The 15474-nt window shown below is 53.6% G+C and carries 16 protein-coding genes; 10 read left to right on the top strand and 6 right to left on the bottom strand.

The genetic code is table 11. From position 1 onward, the window contains the following. Positions 1 to 15 precede the first annotated feature (15 nt). Entirely contained in the window at positions 16 to 1161 is a 1146-nt protein-coding gene (locus tag J2T14_RS03025; RefSeq protein ID WP_307202046.1) for a THUMP domain-containing class I SAM-dependent RNA methyltransferase, read from the bottom strand. 144 nt (positions 1162 to 1305) lie between these two features. On the opposite strand from J2T14_RS03025, the gene J2T14_RS03020 reads away from it, so the two are divergent. After that, positions 1306 to 1935 carry an O-methyltransferase gene (locus J2T14_RS03020; RefSeq protein WP_307467553.1) on the top strand — a complete coding sequence of 210 codons (630 nt, stop codon included), beginning with the start codon at positions 1306 to 1308 and terminating at the stop codon, positions 1933 to 1935. Between the two features lie 236 nt (positions 1936 to 2171). Here J2T14_RS03020 and J2T14_RS03015 read toward each other — a convergent pair whose 3' ends face one another. Together J2T14_RS03015 and J2T14_RS03010 are read right to left on the bottom strand one after the other, a co-directional pair. After that, a complete protein-coding gene (locus J2T14_RS03015) occupies positions 2172 to 2849 on the bottom strand; it encodes a DNA-binding response regulator (protein WP_307467551.1) in 678 nt (225 codons plus the stop codon). A gap of 154 nt (positions 2850 to 3003) precedes the next feature. Further along, positions 3004 to 4215: an MFS transporter gene (locus tag J2T14_RS03010; protein ID WP_307467548.1), complete on the bottom strand. Its 1212-nt coding sequence runs from the start codon at positions 4213 to 4215 to the stop codon at positions 3004 to 3006. A 185-nt stretch (positions 4216 to 4400) separates the two neighbouring features. On the opposite strand from J2T14_RS03010, the gene J2T14_RS03005 reads away from it, so the two are divergent. The 7 genes from J2T14_RS03005 (at position 4401) to J2T14_RS02975 (ending at position 11507) form a co-directional block, all read left to right on the top strand. Further along, positions 4401 to 4766 (top strand): hypothetical protein, encoded by a 366-nt coding sequence (locus J2T14_RS03005; protein WP_307467545.1) that lies wholly within the window; start codon positions 4401 to 4403, stop codon positions 4764 to 4766. 195 nt (positions 4767 to 4961) lie between these two features. Next, the gene (gene hemE / locus J2T14_RS03000; protein WP_307202036.1) at positions 4962 to 6032 is read left to right on the top strand and encodes a uroporphyrinogen decarboxylase; all 1071 of its coding nucleotides are present in this window, start codon (positions 4962 to 4964) and stop codon (positions 6030 to 6032) included. Then, positions 6025 to 6972 carry a ferrochelatase gene (gene hemH, locus J2T14_RS02995; protein ID WP_307202034.1) on the top strand — a complete coding sequence of 316 codons (948 nt, stop codon included), beginning with the start codon at positions 6025 to 6027 and terminating at the stop codon, positions 6970 to 6972. The genes hemE and hemH overlap by 8 nt, the downstream gene beginning before the upstream one ends. Before the next feature lie 5 nt (positions 6973 to 6977). Beyond that, positions 6978 to 8456 (top strand): protoporphyrinogen oxidase, encoded by a 1479-nt coding sequence (gene hemG, locus J2T14_RS02990; protein WP_373458105.1) that lies wholly within the window; start codon positions 6978 to 6980, stop codon positions 8454 to 8456. Between the two features lie 90 nt (positions 8457 to 8546). Next, on the top strand, positions 8547 to 9854 hold the full coding sequence (locus tag J2T14_RS02985) for a CapA family protein (protein WP_307467539.1): 1308 nt from the start codon (positions 8547 to 8549) through the stop codon (positions 9852 to 9854). Between the two features lie 28 nt (positions 9855 to 9882). Continuing rightward, positions 9883 to 10650, top strand: a complete 768-nt coding sequence (locus J2T14_RS02980; protein WP_307467538.1) for a glycerophosphodiester phosphodiesterase — start codon at positions 9883 to 9885, stop codon at positions 10648 to 10650. Beyond that, positions 10644 to 11507 (top strand): DUF92 domain-containing protein, encoded by an 864-nt coding sequence (locus J2T14_RS02975; RefSeq protein WP_307467535.1) that lies wholly within the window; start codon positions 10644 to 10646, stop codon positions 11505 to 11507. Before J2T14_RS02980 ends, J2T14_RS02975 begins: the two co-directional genes overlap by 7 nt. 127 nt (positions 11508 to 11634) lie before the next feature. Here the strand turns inward: J2T14_RS02975 and pepF are convergent, their stop codons facing one another. From pepF to J2T14_RS02960, 3 genes are all read right to left on the bottom strand, one after another. After that, positions 11635 to 13425, bottom strand: coding sequence for an oligoendopeptidase F (gene pepF, locus J2T14_RS02970; protein WP_307467533.1), 1791 nt, complete (start codon positions 13423 to 13425; stop codon positions 11635 to 11637). A 206-nt stretch (positions 13426 to 13631) separates the two neighbouring features. Beyond that, positions 13632 to 13814, bottom strand: coding sequence for a hypothetical protein (locus J2T14_RS02965; RefSeq protein WP_307202025.1), 183 nt, complete (start codon positions 13812 to 13814; stop codon positions 13632 to 13634). 142 nt (positions 13815 to 13956) lie between these two features. Then, positions 13957 to 14190, bottom strand: a complete 234-nt coding sequence (locus J2T14_RS02960) for a hypothetical protein (RefSeq protein WP_307202023.1) — start codon at positions 14188 to 14190, stop codon at positions 13957 to 13959. Between the two features lie 123 nt (positions 14191 to 14313). Between J2T14_RS02960 and J2T14_RS02955 the strand changes: the two genes are divergently transcribed. Together J2T14_RS02955 and J2T14_RS02950 are read left to right on the top strand one after the other, a co-directional pair. Beyond that, positions 14314 to 15015, top strand: a complete 702-nt coding sequence (locus J2T14_RS02955) for a class I SAM-dependent methyltransferase (RefSeq protein ID WP_307467531.1) — start codon at positions 14314 to 14316, stop codon at positions 15013 to 15015. A gap of 78 nt (positions 15016 to 15093) precedes the next feature. Next, positions 15094 to 15291 carry a cold-shock protein gene (locus J2T14_RS02950; RefSeq protein WP_307202019.1) on the top strand — a complete coding sequence of 66 codons (198 nt, stop codon included), beginning with the start codon at positions 15094 to 15096 and terminating at the stop codon, positions 15289 to 15291. Positions 15292 to 15474 lie beyond the last annotated feature (183 nt).

Below are 15474 nucleotides of genomic sequence, written 5' to 3'. Positions count from 1 at the left end.
GTCCTGCCTTTCTCCCTAGTTCCGGCCGCCGCGTGGAGGCAACGGGCCGAAAAATTGATAATAGTTGCATTCAATCCGGCCGTTGAACAGCTTGCGCTTCTTGTCCGCAGGGCGTCCGAAGTAATTCTCGATCGTCGTTGAAGGACTTATCGCGAAGAACGACCAGGTCGGATAATGAAGCGCCGTCAGACCGAATTGCTTCAATGCAGCTTCCGCTTCGCGGTCATCGCCCAGACGCTCGCCATAGGGCGGATTCGTAATGATTACGCCATAATCGCCTTGCGGTTTTGCTTTGGCGACCGGCAGGACGCTGAGCTTGATGTCTTTGCCGAAGCCGGCTTTCTTCACGGCCGCCTCCGCAATCTCGATTGCGTTCGGATCGATGTCCGAGCCGGCGATCTGAAGCGGAATATCGTCCTTGACCGCATCATACGCTTCTTCCCTTGCGGCATCCCATAGCTCTTCAGGCAAGAGGGGCCAGCCTTCGCTGTTGAACGATCTACGAAGTCCCGGCGCAATATTCCAGCCGATCATCGCAGCTTCTATTAGAATGGTGCCCGAGCCGCAGAACGGGTCGTAGAGCGGGCGTTCCGGCTGCCAGCGACTAAGCTGAATGAGAGCCGCCGCCATCGTCTCGCGGATCGGCGCTTCCGTCGACACTTTGCGGTAGCCGCGCTTATGCAGGCCGGCTCCTGTCGTGTCTAGCGTAAGCATCGCTTGATCATTAAGCAAAGTCACTTCAACGACATAACGGCCGCCATCTTCCGGGAACCATTCGGTATGGTAAGTTTCCTTCATTTTCTCGACAACCGCTTTTTTCACGATGCCTTGGCAGGCAGGCACGCTCGTCAATTGCGATTTCTGCGAACGTCCGTCAACCGGGAACTCGCCATCCTCGGGAATCCATGTCGGCCAGTCAAGCGCCTTCGTGCCTTCGAACAGCTCATCGAACGTCGTTGCGCGGAATTCACCCATCTTGATAAGAATTCTGCCTGCGGAACGAAGCCATAGATTCGTCCTGCATATATCGGCGGGACCGCCCGTAAAGTTGACTCTACCGTTCTCGACCTGCAGGTCCATGTATCCAAGATCCTTAAGCTCGCGGGCAACAACCGCCTCAAGACCCATCGGCGCGGTTGCAATTAGTTGTAGCTTCTCCATCTAACACTCTCTTTTCATTAGTACTGCGAGGCCTGTCGACTAATGTCCGGGCTGCGCTTGTATCGCTGCGAACAAAAACATACAATCAAGTATAGGACAAACTAGGTTGTTTTTACAAATTGTTTAAATGGAGAGAGATGAATAATGTTTCTGAAAGAGCAATATGTGGATTCTTTATATGCAAAAGACGCCGATCTGGAACGTGTGAAAACCGTGCTTGCGGAGCGCGGAATGCCCGATATATCGGTTGCCGAAGGCTATGGACGGCTGCTGACGATGCTCGTCAGGTTGAAGGGAGCGGACAGCGTTCTGGAAATTGGAGCGCTCGGCGGCTATAGCGGCATATGCCTGGCACGGGGCATGGGGGAAGAGGGAAAACTCGTTTCGCTGGAGCTGCTGCAGCATTATGCGGACGTCGCTAAGGCGAATATGGAAGCTGCGGGACTTGGAGGTAAAGTTGAGTATTTTGTAGGGGATGCGAAGGAGAGCTTGGCGAGGCTTGCGACAGAAGGCCGGAAGTTCGACTTCTTCTTCATCGATGCGGATAAGGAAGGGTATCCGGTCTACTTGGGCTATGCGATGGAGCTGGCGAAACCGGGCGCGTTGATCGTCGGAGACAACATTTTCCTGCGCGGCCGGACAATCGACGACGCGAAGCAAGGCCCTGCCGTGCGCGCCGTCCGTTCGTTCAATGAGCGTATCGCGACCGACGAACGCCTGCTCAGCACCGTCATACCCGGTTACGACGGCCTTGCGATTGCGATTGTGAAGTAGTTTGCTTAACAATTCGACGTTTCTGCCTGAACCGAGAGCTTGCTAATGTGCAAAAGCGGCAGTTAGGGCAACTAATTAAAGGGGAGTAGTAGAACCGCCTTATTTAGTTTGATTTCGGGACGTTAACGAGGCGGTTTTGGCTTCACCCGCTGAAAAGGCTCGATTAGTTTGACGGAATGCCGTTAAATGAGAACTTTTGGCTGAGTAGTTTGATTTAGTTCGACGAAATGCCGTTATTACAAAATGAACGGTTTGGCAGTGGGGGTTAGGCGCCATGAATGGATGCGCTGCGTTCCGCGCCCCGCTGGCTGCAGCCAGCCCTTCTCTTCTAGTACTCGTAAGCGATCACGGGATGACTTGTAACCGCATTGCAAAGCATCACTGAAGTCTCTTATTTGAATGGGGCGATCAAGCTGCTGCATTAGCCGAACGACATCACGTTCTTGTGCGGTCAGGCCTGCTTCCAAGCTAGAGTCGCCGAACAACCTGCCCATCATTTGCTGGAGGAGCTGCTGCCACAGTCTAGGACGCTGCTCGATATCGTCATATGCAATTCGGACGACGATCCATCCGCCATTCGTGAGATGCATCTGACGTACCCACTGGTCGCTGAACTGCCTCCTCGAAATGTTGCGAACATGCGGACCGTATCCGTCAACCTCGATTGCTATTCGAACATATTTTTTCACGAAGGCAAAGTCCAAATAACGATACCCTTCACTGAAGTCTTTCACCTCATACTCTGGATGCAAGTTGGCTAAGTGTCCAAACGCAGGCCACCATACGTTGCGCAGCATGAGCTGTTCGGCATGGGCATGTCCTTCCTTAAGTCTTCGCAAGCTCTCACCCTTCCTCTGTCTCGTATGATGTTCCAACCATTGCATGTGAGTCACCTCAAACGTAGACATATCCATCTTCAACATCCTCTCATTTAGTAATATAAAAAAACGCCGTTCAATCCGGTCCATCCGGATTAAACAGCGCATGCTTTGCGACCTGCGTTATAAGATTTCATTCCATATTAACATGGAAGGGGCAATCCAGCCAGCAGCTAATTCAATAGATAACCTAACCTCGAACTCCGCTCGAACGTCTGCGCAGCAAAGACTGCCATACCCAAAATGCATTAAGCATCATCATGAAGGCTGATAGCAAGAATAGACCTTGAATGCCGATGTAGCCGGACAATGCCCCGCCTGTAATCGGGCCGATCATGTTGCCGATGGCAAGCGCGCTTGTGTTGAAACTGTACGACCGGCTCTCCATCCCGTCCGGCGTATACTTGCGGATGAGCGTATTCACGGCAGGTATGAGCCCCCCGAGGAAAATGCCGAGCATGAACCTTGCCAGCAGCAACTGCCATACCGTTCCTGCAAGCGCCTGCGGGATAAAGGATATCGCCGCGCCGATCAAGGCGACGCCCAATATTTTCTCCCCGCCGATCCGGTCTGCGAGCTTGCCGAGCAGCGGAGAGGCAACGAGGTTGGAGAGGCCCGTCACCGAACCGACGAAACCTGCCCAGAAAGCCAAGTTGGCAGCCGTCCCGTGCAGTTCCTGCACATAAAGCGGAATAAGCGTCATCGGACTCATCATCGCGAACTGGATAAGGAACGTTACCGCGAACAGCGACATGAGCTGCGGGATGCGGGCAAGCTTCCTCAGCCCTTCGACGACTGAGGCTTGTACGCGAGCCGCGGCTTTCGCACGGTCGAACGGTTCCTTGACGACGATCAAAGCGAGCAGGGAGGCGCCAAACAATAATGCGCCGGTCAAGTAGAAGATCGGCCTGTAGCCTACCGTATCGGCAAGCAAGCCGCCGAACAAGGGCCCTAGAATCGTGCCGGCAATGCCGCCCGATTGAATGGTCCCCATAGCGAAGCCCATACGTTCCTTAGGCGTTGTAGCCGAGATTAACGCTATAGAGGCCGGATTGAAGCCGGATATCGTACCGTTCAGCATGCGCAACAGCAGCAGATGCCAAGGATTCGTGGCGAAGCCCATCAGCACCATGACGATGGCCATGCCGAATCCGGAGCGAAGCAGCATGATTTTGCGGCCGTAGCGGTCCGCGAACTTCCCCCAAATCGGCTGGAAGATGAAGGAGGTAACGAAGTTGCCTGCAAATATTACGCCTGCCCAAATGCCGATCTCATGCGGATCGCTTAGTCCGAGGTCGAATTGCAAATACAGCGACAAAAAGGGGATGATCATTGTCATCCCCGCCATTACGAGAAACTGACCAAACCAAAGCACGACTAGATTTTTTTTCCACTGTTCCATAAGTAAAAGTATAACACAAAGCGATAATCAGTTTCCTGTGTTAGAAGTGTCTCGGGATTTAGCAGACGGCAAGAAAATAACGAGAGCGATTTATATTGATACAATCAAAAAGGTGGAGCAGACAACGAGCGATTCGGCTACGATCGTATCTTTCACGGATTTGGCGGCGAAGTCCAAGGCTCCGCTTGCCTATATTACTCAGCAGAAGGAACGAGGAAGGCGAATCTAGCGAAGACGGCACGAACACCGGGAACGGTCTTAAGACGTCCGTATTCGAAATATTAATCGTCGGACACTTGGAGAATCTATTAACGTATATGGATAATCTGGAGCGGAATGAGCGATTGTTCGCCATTAAGAAATGGACGTTCACCGAGCTCAAGCCTTCGGATATCGGCAATGATTATCCGGATCTATATAAACAGCCATTTATGGATCGAAACAAACCGGTTTTAAGTTTGAAAATGAACATAGAAGCGTATTCAATGCCGCAGTATGAGGATTCTTTATTGAAAGAAGAGCAAGCAAAGGAAGGACAGGCTTCCGCTTAATCGTTAAGGATGACCGATGGACAGAAGCTGGCGGCTTCTTAGGGCGGAGGTCATTCTTATTTTATTTGATCTTCATGCAAAGTGACATCGATTGTCATACTATTGTCATAGGAACGCATTGGAGAGCGGTTGTTAGGGTGACGGAAAAAGGGCATAATGGATACAGATGACACTACATAGAAATGGGGAACGGGAATGTCTTATAACGACCGTTTCATTCGGGCGTGCAAGAAGCAAGAAGTAGACCGCGTGCCGGTATGGTACATGAGGCAGGCAGGTCGCTACGATCCGGATTATCGTAAAATAAAAGAGAAATATTCATTGCTTGAAATATGCAAGCAGCCGGAGCTGGCTGCGGAAGTAACGATGATGCCAGTGAAGAAGCTTGGCGTAGACGCTGCAATCTTATATTCGGACATTATGAATCCCGTTGCTTCGATCGGCATTGACTTCGATATTGTCGGCGGCATCGGGCCGGTCATCGCGAACCCGATTCGGACGGCGGCGGACGTTGAACGTCTGAAGCCGATCGATGTGGAAGGCGATCTAGGCCATGTGCTGGAGACGATCCGCATTTTGAACCGCGAGCTGGACGTGCCGTTAATTACGTTTGCCGGTGCACCTTTCACGATCGCGAGCTATTTGATTGAAGGAAGACCTTCGAAAAACTATTTGCGCACGAAAGAAATGATGTATAGCGAACCGAAGGTATGGCATGAGCTGATGCGCAAGCTCGGCGATATGGTTATTACTTATTTGCGCGCCCACATGGCGGCAGGCGGCAAGGCGTTCCAGCTATTCGACAGCTGGGTAGGCGCACTTGCTCCAGCGGACTTCCGCAAGTTCGTGCTTCCGACCATTGAGCGTATATTCGCAGAGCTCGGCGATTTGCCGCAGCCGAAAATTTATTTTCCGGGTGTCAGCTCCGGGGAGCTGCTGCCAGAGCTTGGCGGCGTGAAGGCCGATGTGTTCGGACTGGATTGGCGCGTATCGATTCCGGAGGGACGGCGCCGTTTGAACAATGGCGCGGCGGTGCAAGGCAATCTCGATCCGACCATTCTTACGGCGCCAATCGGAGTGATCGAATCGTACGCGAAAGAAATTATCGATCAGGGCATTCAGGAAGACGGATTTATTTTCAACCTGGGTCACGGTTTGTTCCCTGAAGCGTCTCTGGAGAAGCTGGCGGAATTGACTGCATTCGTGCATGATTATTCAACGAAGGCGATCCGTCTTCGCGGCGGGAAGGAGACCAGTCATGTCTGAGATCAATCCTAAAATCGGCGTGCTCGTGATGTCTTACGGAACGCCGGAATCGATGGAGGACGTCGAAGCGTACTATACGCATATCCGCCGCGGACATGCTCCGACGCCCGAGCTGTTAGCCGAGCTCAAGGGGCGCTATGAAGCGATCGTAGGCGGCGTCTTCCCGCTTCGCGAGAACACGAACGGTCAGGTAGCGGGGCTGCAGGATAAGCTGGAGCAGCTCGCTCCAGGCAAGTACGCTTGCTACCAAGGGCTGAAGCACGCCAAGCCTTATATCGAGAATGGCGTGGAGCAAATGGCTGCTGACGGCATTAAGCAGGCAGTAGGCATCGTGCTTGCTCCGCATTACTCGACGATGAGCGTTGGCGGCTATATCAAGCGGGCGCAAGAGAAGGCGGAAGAGCTGGGCGTGAAGATGTCGTTCGTGAAGGAATATCATATGCATCCGAAGCTGCTGCAGGCGCTTACGGAGCGCGTGAAGGACGGTTTGAGCGGCTTGGCGGAGCAAACAGGCGGCATGCCTGCGAAAGTATTGTTCAGCGCTCATAGCCTGCCGGAGAAGATTCGCGAACTTGGCGATCCGTACGAGCGGCAACTGCTGGAAACTTCGGCCGCGGTAGCGAAAGCCGCAGGCGCGACGGACTGGCAGTTCACTTGGCAAAGCGCAGGGCGGACGAGGGATCCTTGGCTCGGTCCAGACATACTTGAGACACTGCCTGTACTGCGTGAGGAAGGTGTCAAAGCGGTGCTTGTCGCACCCGTCGGCTTCGTGTCGGACCATCTGGAAGTGCTTTATGACCTCGATATTGAGGCAAAGGCTGCGGCAAAAGAGCTTGATATGACACTCGATCGAATTGCGATGCTGAATCGCGATCCGTTATATATGGAGACTTTGGCAGAATCGGTTACACAAGCAATGGCAAGAGAGAGAGAGGAATGAATGGGATGCGGAGAATCGGAGAACCTGATCGAATTGTCGTCATTGGCGGAGGGATCAGCGGACTGAGCTCCGCTTTTTATTTGCAGCGGGAAGCGGAGCGGCTAGGAAAGGACATCCGTCTGACGATTGTCGACGGTGCTCCGGCTCTTGGCGGAAAAATCAATACGCTGCAGCGTGACGGCTTCGTCATCGAGAAAGGACCGGATTCGTTCCTTGCCCGCAAGCTGGCGATTATCGATCTGGCGACGGAGCTCGGGCTGTCGGATGAGCTGACGACGACGAATCCGGGCGCGAAGAAGACGTATATTTTGCATCGGAAGAAGCTGCATCCGATGCCGGCCGGACTCGTGCTGGGCGTACCGACGGAAATGAAGCCTTTTCTGAAGTCGGGCCTTGTATCTTGGGGAGGCAAGCTTCGTGCATTGATGGATCTTGCGCTGCCTGCGCGCAAAGTACAGGGCGACGAATCGCTGGGCGGCTTTCTGGAGCGCCGCGTCGGATCGCAGATCATGACGCAAATCGCCGAGCCGCTGCTGGCGGGCATCTATGCGGGAGACCTTCGAAAGCTTAGCATACAAGCGACTTTCCCGCAGTTCGCGGCATCGGAGAGGAAGCACGGCAGCTTGATACGCGGCATGCAGCACAACCGCAAGGCGGGAGCGGCAGCGCTTCCCGCAGTGGCGAAGGGCGGAACCTTCCTGACGTTCAAGGGCGGTCTGACGACGGTTGTGAAGGCGCTCGACAAGGCGCTAAGCGGCGCTGACCGTAAGCTTGGCGTGAAGGTTGCGGAAATACGCGACGAGCGGCGGGTGGCGGTGAAGCGAGAAGGGCAATCAAGCGAAGCGGGAGTTCAGGAGAACGGGCAAGCGCGTTATACGGTGGTGCTGGAAAACGGCGAACAGCTGCCTGCCGACCGCATCGTAATGACCGCGCCGGCACACGACGCTGCCGACCTGCTCGAGCCGTTGACCGATGTGAGCGAGCTTAGAGCGATTCATTATGTTTCGGTAGCGAACGTGGTGATGGCGTTCGATAAGGCGACGTTCGGATTGGACTTCGACGGATCGGGCTTCCTCGTTCCGCGTTCGGAAGGGCTTAGCATTACGGCATGCACGTGGACGTCGAGCAAGTGGCTTCATACGAGTCCGGGCGATAAGGTGCTGCTGCGCTGCTATGTCGGACGAGCCGGCGACGAGGAGAAGGCGAAGCTCCCCGACGAGGAGCTTATCGCCGCGGTTCGCCATGACATCGAGGTGACGATGGGCATTAAGGCAGAGCCTCTTTTCACGGAGATTACGAGATTGTACCGTTCGATGCCGCAGTATCCGGTCGGGCATCTGGACAATGTGAAGCGTCTGCGAGCAAGGCTTGCGCAGGAGCTGCCGGGCGTGTGGGTCACCGGAGCGGCTTTCGACGGCGTTGGGCTGCCCGACTGCGTGCGGCAAGGAAAGGAAGCGGCGAAAGCGATTCTAGCAGAAGCGTAATATTTGTTGACCATGAAGCTCCTAACATTGATATAATGGAAAAGTCTTGATAGATTTTTTCCAATTATATCAATGAAGGAGCTTATTTTCATGAACGTATCCCGGTCTGAGACGCGTCAGCATGAGAAGAGAAAGCGCAAGAGAAAAATCAGACGGCTTATGATCATTAATGTGACGCTGCTGACGATTATCGTTGCCGTGATCGCCGTATGGTTAATTGGATTAAACCCGAATAAGGCTGCGGACAGCCCGAATAGCGGCAATGACAGCGGGCAAAATCAACCGAATGAACCGAATGAGCCTGACGATACAAATGGAGATTCGCCGCCTAATGATGTGGGCTTGGGTAAGGATGAGGACGAGAGCAACATGGATCCGGTAACGGATAACGATCCCCCGCCTGCTGACGATGGTGACGGCAATTCCGGGACAGCGGATGAAGGGAACGAAGAAGGGGAGAAGATCAGCCTTTCTTTTGTCGGCGATGTGCTTTTGGCTCCTTATGTCGAAGATGTCATGAAGAAAAACGGCTTCGACTTTCCGTACCGGGAATCGCTGCTGTACCTCAGCGAGCCGGACTTGACCGCGGCAAACTTCGAGTATGCCGTTACGCTGCGCGATGCACCGGCAGAAAATAAACAGTACGTGTATAAAGGACCGCCCGATCCTCTTCCCGCATTCCGGGATGCAGGCTTCGATGTCGTCAGCCTTGCGAATAATCATACGATGGACCATGGAGCAGAAGGTCTGCTCGATACGATGGATTATTTGGACAAAGCGGGCATTTCGCATATGGGAGCCGGCAAAAACGATACGGAAGCTTTCGCTCCCAGCATTCATGAAGTGAGAGGCGTTAAGGTGGCGTATGTCGGACTAAGCCGCGTCGTACCCGAGGTGTCGTGGAAGGCGGACAAAAATACGCCCGGCGTGGCGGAAACGTATGATACGACGCGGGCTGTAGAAGCAATTGCCAAAGCGAACGATATGGCCGACCTTGTTGTCGTCATGGTACACTGGGGGACGGAACGAACGACGGTGCTCGAGGATTATCAGAAGCAGTTTGCAAGGCAATACATCGATGCGGGCGCAGATCTCGTCATCGGAAGCCATCCGCATGTGCTGCAAGGTTTTGAAATGTATAATGGCAAATGGATTGCATACAGTTTAGGGAACTTTATTTTCGGCTTGAATCCGAAGGGCGAGGAGAAGGATACCGGCGTGCTTGACGCGGTATGCTCGAAGAGCGGGGAATGCGACATGACGTTCCATCCGATGGTCTCGGTTAATTCGCAGCCGATTCCGCTGGAAGGGGACGAAGCGACAACGCTGCTGGATCGATTGACGTCGATTTCTTTCGGAGTCGCGCTGCGGGAAGACGGCAGACTGGAAGCGCAGTAGTACTAGCTATTGAAAGGATGAGTGCATAATGAGAAATCCGTGCGTAGCGCATCGGGGCTGGTCGGGCCGCGCGCCGGAAAATACGATGGCTGCGATTCGGCTGGCAATCGCCGAGCCGGACATTGAATGGATCGAGATCGATGTGCAGCTGTCGAAAGATCATGTGCCGGTCGTCATTCACGATTATAAGCTAAGACGAACAACGAACGGCAAAGGCGAAGTGAAGGATTGGACCGCGGCGGAGCTGGCGCAGCTGGATGCCGGTCATTGGTTCTCGCAAAAATATCAGGGAGAACCGATTCCGACGCTTGATGACGTGCTTCGCGAAGCGATCGGCAACTGCAAGCTGAACATCGAGCTGAAGACGGACGGCATCCGCTATCCGATGCTGGAGGAGAAGGTTCTGGAGCGTATCCATGCGTTCGACGCCGTGAACGAGGTTGTGTTGACGTCCTTCCATGAAGGCGCTTTGTACAATGCTCGAAAGCTTAGCAATAAGGTGCGGACTGGACTTATTCTGGACGCTTGGCGGAATTCGCTGCCGAAGGAGCTGGAGGAGCTTGGCGCAGACTTCCTATCCATCGGCTTCTCGCGACTTAATAGGGAGAGAATAGCTATTTTGAATGATGCTGGCATTCAGACGATGGCATGGACGGCGAATGATGAGCGTACGATTCGTAAGCTGACAGAGCTTGATTCTAATCTCATGATATGTACGAATTATCCGGAGAGGTGGCGCGAGGCTTTGCATCGCAAAACGAGAGCGTCCAGCGTATCGCAGTGGTTGCAATGGTAGGGCTGATAGATGAATGGTGGTTCAGGCTGCTGGCTGGATTGATTTGCAGCAGCTTTGCTGCTGCAGCCGCGTATAAGGCGCGATCGTTGTCAGTATCGGGCGCATGGTCGGCAGCCGTAATGGGGACAGGCTTCGTAACGCTGGGCGAGCCCGTATGGTTCGGGGTATTGATTGCTTTCTTCGTATCGTCGTCTGCGCTGTCGAAGTATAAGCGCAAGCACCGGGCGAAGGCGGCGGCGGAAGCGAATTACGAGAAGACCGGCAGGCGCGACGCCGGACAAGTGTGGGCGAACGGCGGAGCGGGGCTGCTGCTCTGCGCGGCCCATGCGATATGGCCGCATGAGGGATGGCTGTTCGCGTACATCGGCGTGATGGCCGCCGTGAACGCGGATACGTGGGCGACGGAAATCGGCGCCCTCAGCCGCAGCGCGCCGCGTATGGTCTTGAGCGGCAAGCGCGTAGCGGCTGGCACGAGCGGCGGGGTCACGCCGCTCGGCAGCGCAGCAGCGCTCGCAGGCGCCGTCTTCATTGGCGCCGTTGCCGCGCTGCTGCTGGCGGCTACGCAGCAGCTTGCGCCTGCTGCTGCGGGCACGCTCGGCGGCGCCGCGGCGGCGTACATCGCCGCGGCGGCCGCCGCAGGCCTGGCCGGGGCCTTCGCCGACTCGCTGCTCGGCGCCACGGGCCAGGCCATGTACCGCTGCCGGACCTGCGGCAGCGTCACCGAGCGCGCCGCGCATTGCGGCGGCCCGGCCGAGCTCGTGCGCGGCTTCGCCTGGCTGAACAACGACAGGGTGAACCTCCTGTCGTCCTTGTTCGCCGGCTTGCTCGGCTTAGGCATTGGCGCGGCGCTGCTCTAACCGCCGCCGCGCCATCACGAATAAAGGGACTATCCGAGCGCCAGTCGGCGCTTGGATAGTCCCTTCCTTGTCCTCTTGTTACGCTGTAATCGAGCTCCAGCTTTCCTCGCTGTTACCCTTGAATCAGCTACTTCGTCAACTGCTCCATCTGTCCGATAAGCTCTTCGAACACGCTCATCGCTTGCTCGATCGGCTCCGGCGAAGACATGTCGACGCCGGCCTTCTTCAGGATGTTGATCGAGAAGTCGCTGCCCCCGCTCTTCAGGAAGCCGAGGTAACGCTCGACGGCCGGAGCGCCTTCTTCGAGAATTTGCTTCGAAAAGCTTGTCGCTGCCGAGAAGCCGGTCGCGTATTTGTACACGTAGAAGCTGTTGTAGAAATGCGGGATACGCGCCCATTCCATTTCGATATCTTTGTCAATGACCATGCCCGGACCGTAGTACTGAACGTTCAGGTCGTAATAGATTTTGTTAAGGTCCTGCGGCGTCAGCGATTCCCCTTGCTCGACGCGCTCGTGAACGATTTTCTCGAACTCGGCGAACATCGTCTGGCGGAATACCGTTGTACGGAATTGATCGGCATAATACGTAAGCAGGTACATTTTTTCCTTCGGATCGGTCGATTTATTCAGCAAGTAATCCATCAGGAGCGCTTCATTAAGCGTCGACGCAACCTCGGCAAGGAAAATCGTATACTGCGCGTCGCGGTAATTCTGATTGTTGTCCGAGTAATAAGAATGCAGCGCATGGCCCATCTCATGGGTGAGCGTGAACATGCTGTTCAAGTTGTCTTTATGGTTGAGCAGCACGTACGGATGCGTGCCGAATGCCCCCCAGCTGTAAGCGCCGCTTCGCTTGCCTTCGTTCTCGTACACATCGATCCAGCCGTTGTCGAAGCCGTCTTGAAGCACGTTCAAGTAGTCCTCACCAAGCGGCTTCAAGCTTTCCTTGATCGTTTTCTTTGCTTCCTCATACGTTATGTCCATCTTGAACTCGTCTACGAGCGGGGCGAACAAATCGTACATATGAAGCTCTTCAAGGCCGAGCAGCTTCTTGCGAAGCTCCATATAGCGGTGCATCAATGGCAGATGCTTATGGATCGTATCGATCAGATTCGTATAGACCGACTGCGGGATGTTGTCGCCATAGAGCGACATATCGAGCGCAGAATCGTATTTACGGGCTTTGGCATAAAAAATATTTTTCGTCACGTTCGCGCCCAACGTGGTAGCGAGCGTATTTTTCAACTTGCCATACGTATCGTACATCGCTTTGAACGCTTCGCGGCGGACGTCTTGATTTTTGCTCTCGAGAAACTGTATGTAACGGCCATGAGTCAGCTCGACTTCTTCGCCGTCCTCGTTTTTCACTTTAGGAAATTTTAAGTCCGCGTTGTTCAGCATGCCGAAGATAGTGCCCGGAGCGGAGCTGACGTTGCCGACTTGAGCCAGCAGCGCTTCTTCGTTCTTCGAAAGCACATGCGCTTTCTGACGGCGCATTTCTTCCAGCGTATGGCGGAACTTGGCCAACGACTCGTTTCCGATCATCGCTTCGAGCTCGTTATCCGACAGGCCGAGCACTTCAGGCGTAATGAAGGAGAGAGCCTCGCCGGTTTCGACGCTAAGCTTCTTCGATTTGTCGGACAGCGCTTGATAGACCGGCTCTGCCGTATCCTCGTGATGCTTCATGTTCGCGTATACGTAGAGGCGCTCGACATGCAGCGACAATTCATCTTCGAGCTCGAAGCAAGCTTTGAGCTGGGCGGGATCGGCAAGCTTGCCTTCATAATCGGCTACTTTCTTAATCAACTTCTTCGCTTCCGCGAACTCGCTGTCCCATGCCGCCTGATCGGCGAAGATATCCTCCAGCTTCCAGGTCGTCTCGGGCGCGGATTCGGAACGTTTCGGTACGTGATTCATCGAACTCCTCCTTGGTATCGATAAAGTAGATGGCGACTTGGCTTCGGAGTCGGGTTTGGTGCTCGCATGAGCGTGAGTTGCTCCGTTGCCGGGTATTAAGCTTAAAGCTACAAGCAAAGGAAGCCATTTCACTCGCTAATCACCTCAGGCACAGTTTTCCATTACCATGCCCAGCCTCTTAAGCGAATATGTAACCGCCGCTTGGATTAAGCGGAGCCCATCGTGAAGAAAGCATACACAATGAGGAAAAAAGCGAAAGCAATGAAAACGATCGAGAAGATGGCCAAGCCTCGGCGCATGCCTGGCGATAACGTATCCTTCTTCAAGACGACAAGGCCCCCAAGGACAAAGGAAGCGATGATGAAAATAATAGTAGCTGTTGGATCCATCCCGAAGCTGCTCCTCCTCTAAAAAAGCGACATGCATAGCGAAACGCGACGCATGCGCTTATCGTTACCTATGCGGGCGCTTGTAAGGATATGTTCGCCGCAAAGGACAATTTTTCCTGCTGCTGTTGCATCAATCTTGCTCTTACACTTCTTTGAAAGCGGCCATGATGGCGGCAAGCTCGTCTTCTTTGCCGACGAAATCGGATGGACGGAAACGGTTCTCGGCCCAATGCAGCATTTCGGGACGGCTGACGAACGTATGGCAGTCCTCGCCCCATTGGTCGGAAATTTCTCTGACGATTAACGTTTTGCCTTGAACCTCGACAGTCAGCATATTGTATTTGTCTGTTTTGTAAATTTCGTGCTTTTTGAACATGAATTTTCCACCTTCGAATAGTTAATTATGGTATAGTTAACATCATGCCAAAACACAGGGCATAAAGCAACATGGTTAATGGTAAGACGAGACGAGATGAGACGAGAAGAGGAGAGTGTCAAGATGAGTCAAGCAAGGTATGAGCAGGTTGGAGTCGCTATGACCTGCAGAGGGTATGAGGAATATATTCGAATGTTCGATATGACGGAGTCCGATCTTGAACCCGGTCCGATTCTGGACGTTGCTGCAGGCGGTTCTTCCTTCACGGCGGATGCCAAGGCAAGAGGTTATGAAGCGTTTGCGGTTGATCCGAGATACGGCGGCGACGTTCCGCGGTGGGTGGAAGAGGCAAGGGAAGAGATCGGCACGTCGACAGATAAGCTGGCCAAGATCTCTCATGTGCTCGACTGGAGTTATTACGGCTCGCTTGACCGTCACCGAGCTGGTCGAGAAGCCTCGCTAGCCAAATTCGAAGCGGATGCTACCGATCCAACTGGACATTACTCCTACGTAGCAGGCAAGCTTCCTGAGCTTCCTTTCGCTGACGGTAGATTCTCGCTCGTATTATGCAGCCACTTCTTATTTCTATATGCCGAGCAATTCGGTTATGAGTTCCATAAGCAGGCCATCTCCGAGCTTATGCGCGTAACGAGGAAGGGCGGCCAGATCCGCATCTATCCGCTTCAAACGCTGAACTGGGAGCCTTTTGCCCGGTTGGACGAGCTGCTGGCCTCGATTGAGACAAACGGAGGCAACGTACAATTATTGCCCTCCAAACTTCCTTTTATACCTAAAAAAAGCGATTTTTTGCTTATTTCACTATAATTGCAATGCGTTTCGGTTATCGTTATAATGGTTCTACTCGCCGTTAATACCGGCGGTCATCTTTAGGAGGTTGTTTAATTGAAAGGTACAGTTAAATGGTTTAATGCAGAGAAAGGTTACGGCTTCATTCAAGTCGACAATGGAGAAGATGTATTCGTACATTACTCCGCCATTCAAAGCGAAGGATTCAAGGCGCTAGAAGAAGGTCAAGCAGTCGAGTTTGACATTACTGAGGGTAACCGCGGGGCTCAAGCGGCCAACGTCATTAAATTATAAGATCCACGTTTCTTATAATATTGTATGACCGTGTTACATCTGTAAGGCATGACGAAGAAGCGGCTGAACAGGGATTTGTCCCTCGTTCGGCCGCTTTTTTTTATAGTCATCTCCCACTCGCCGCGCTCCCGTCAACGAAGTTACATCCATTTGACTGAAGCCAATTAACTGGAATTTCTCGCG

It is taken from the genome of Paenibacillus harenae, from assembly GCF_030812415.1.
GTDB lineage: Bacteria > Bacillota > Bacilli > Paenibacillales > Paenibacillaceae > Pristimantibacillus > Pristimantibacillus harenae_A.
This window is presented reverse-complemented; position numbering and strand designations above follow the sequence as displayed.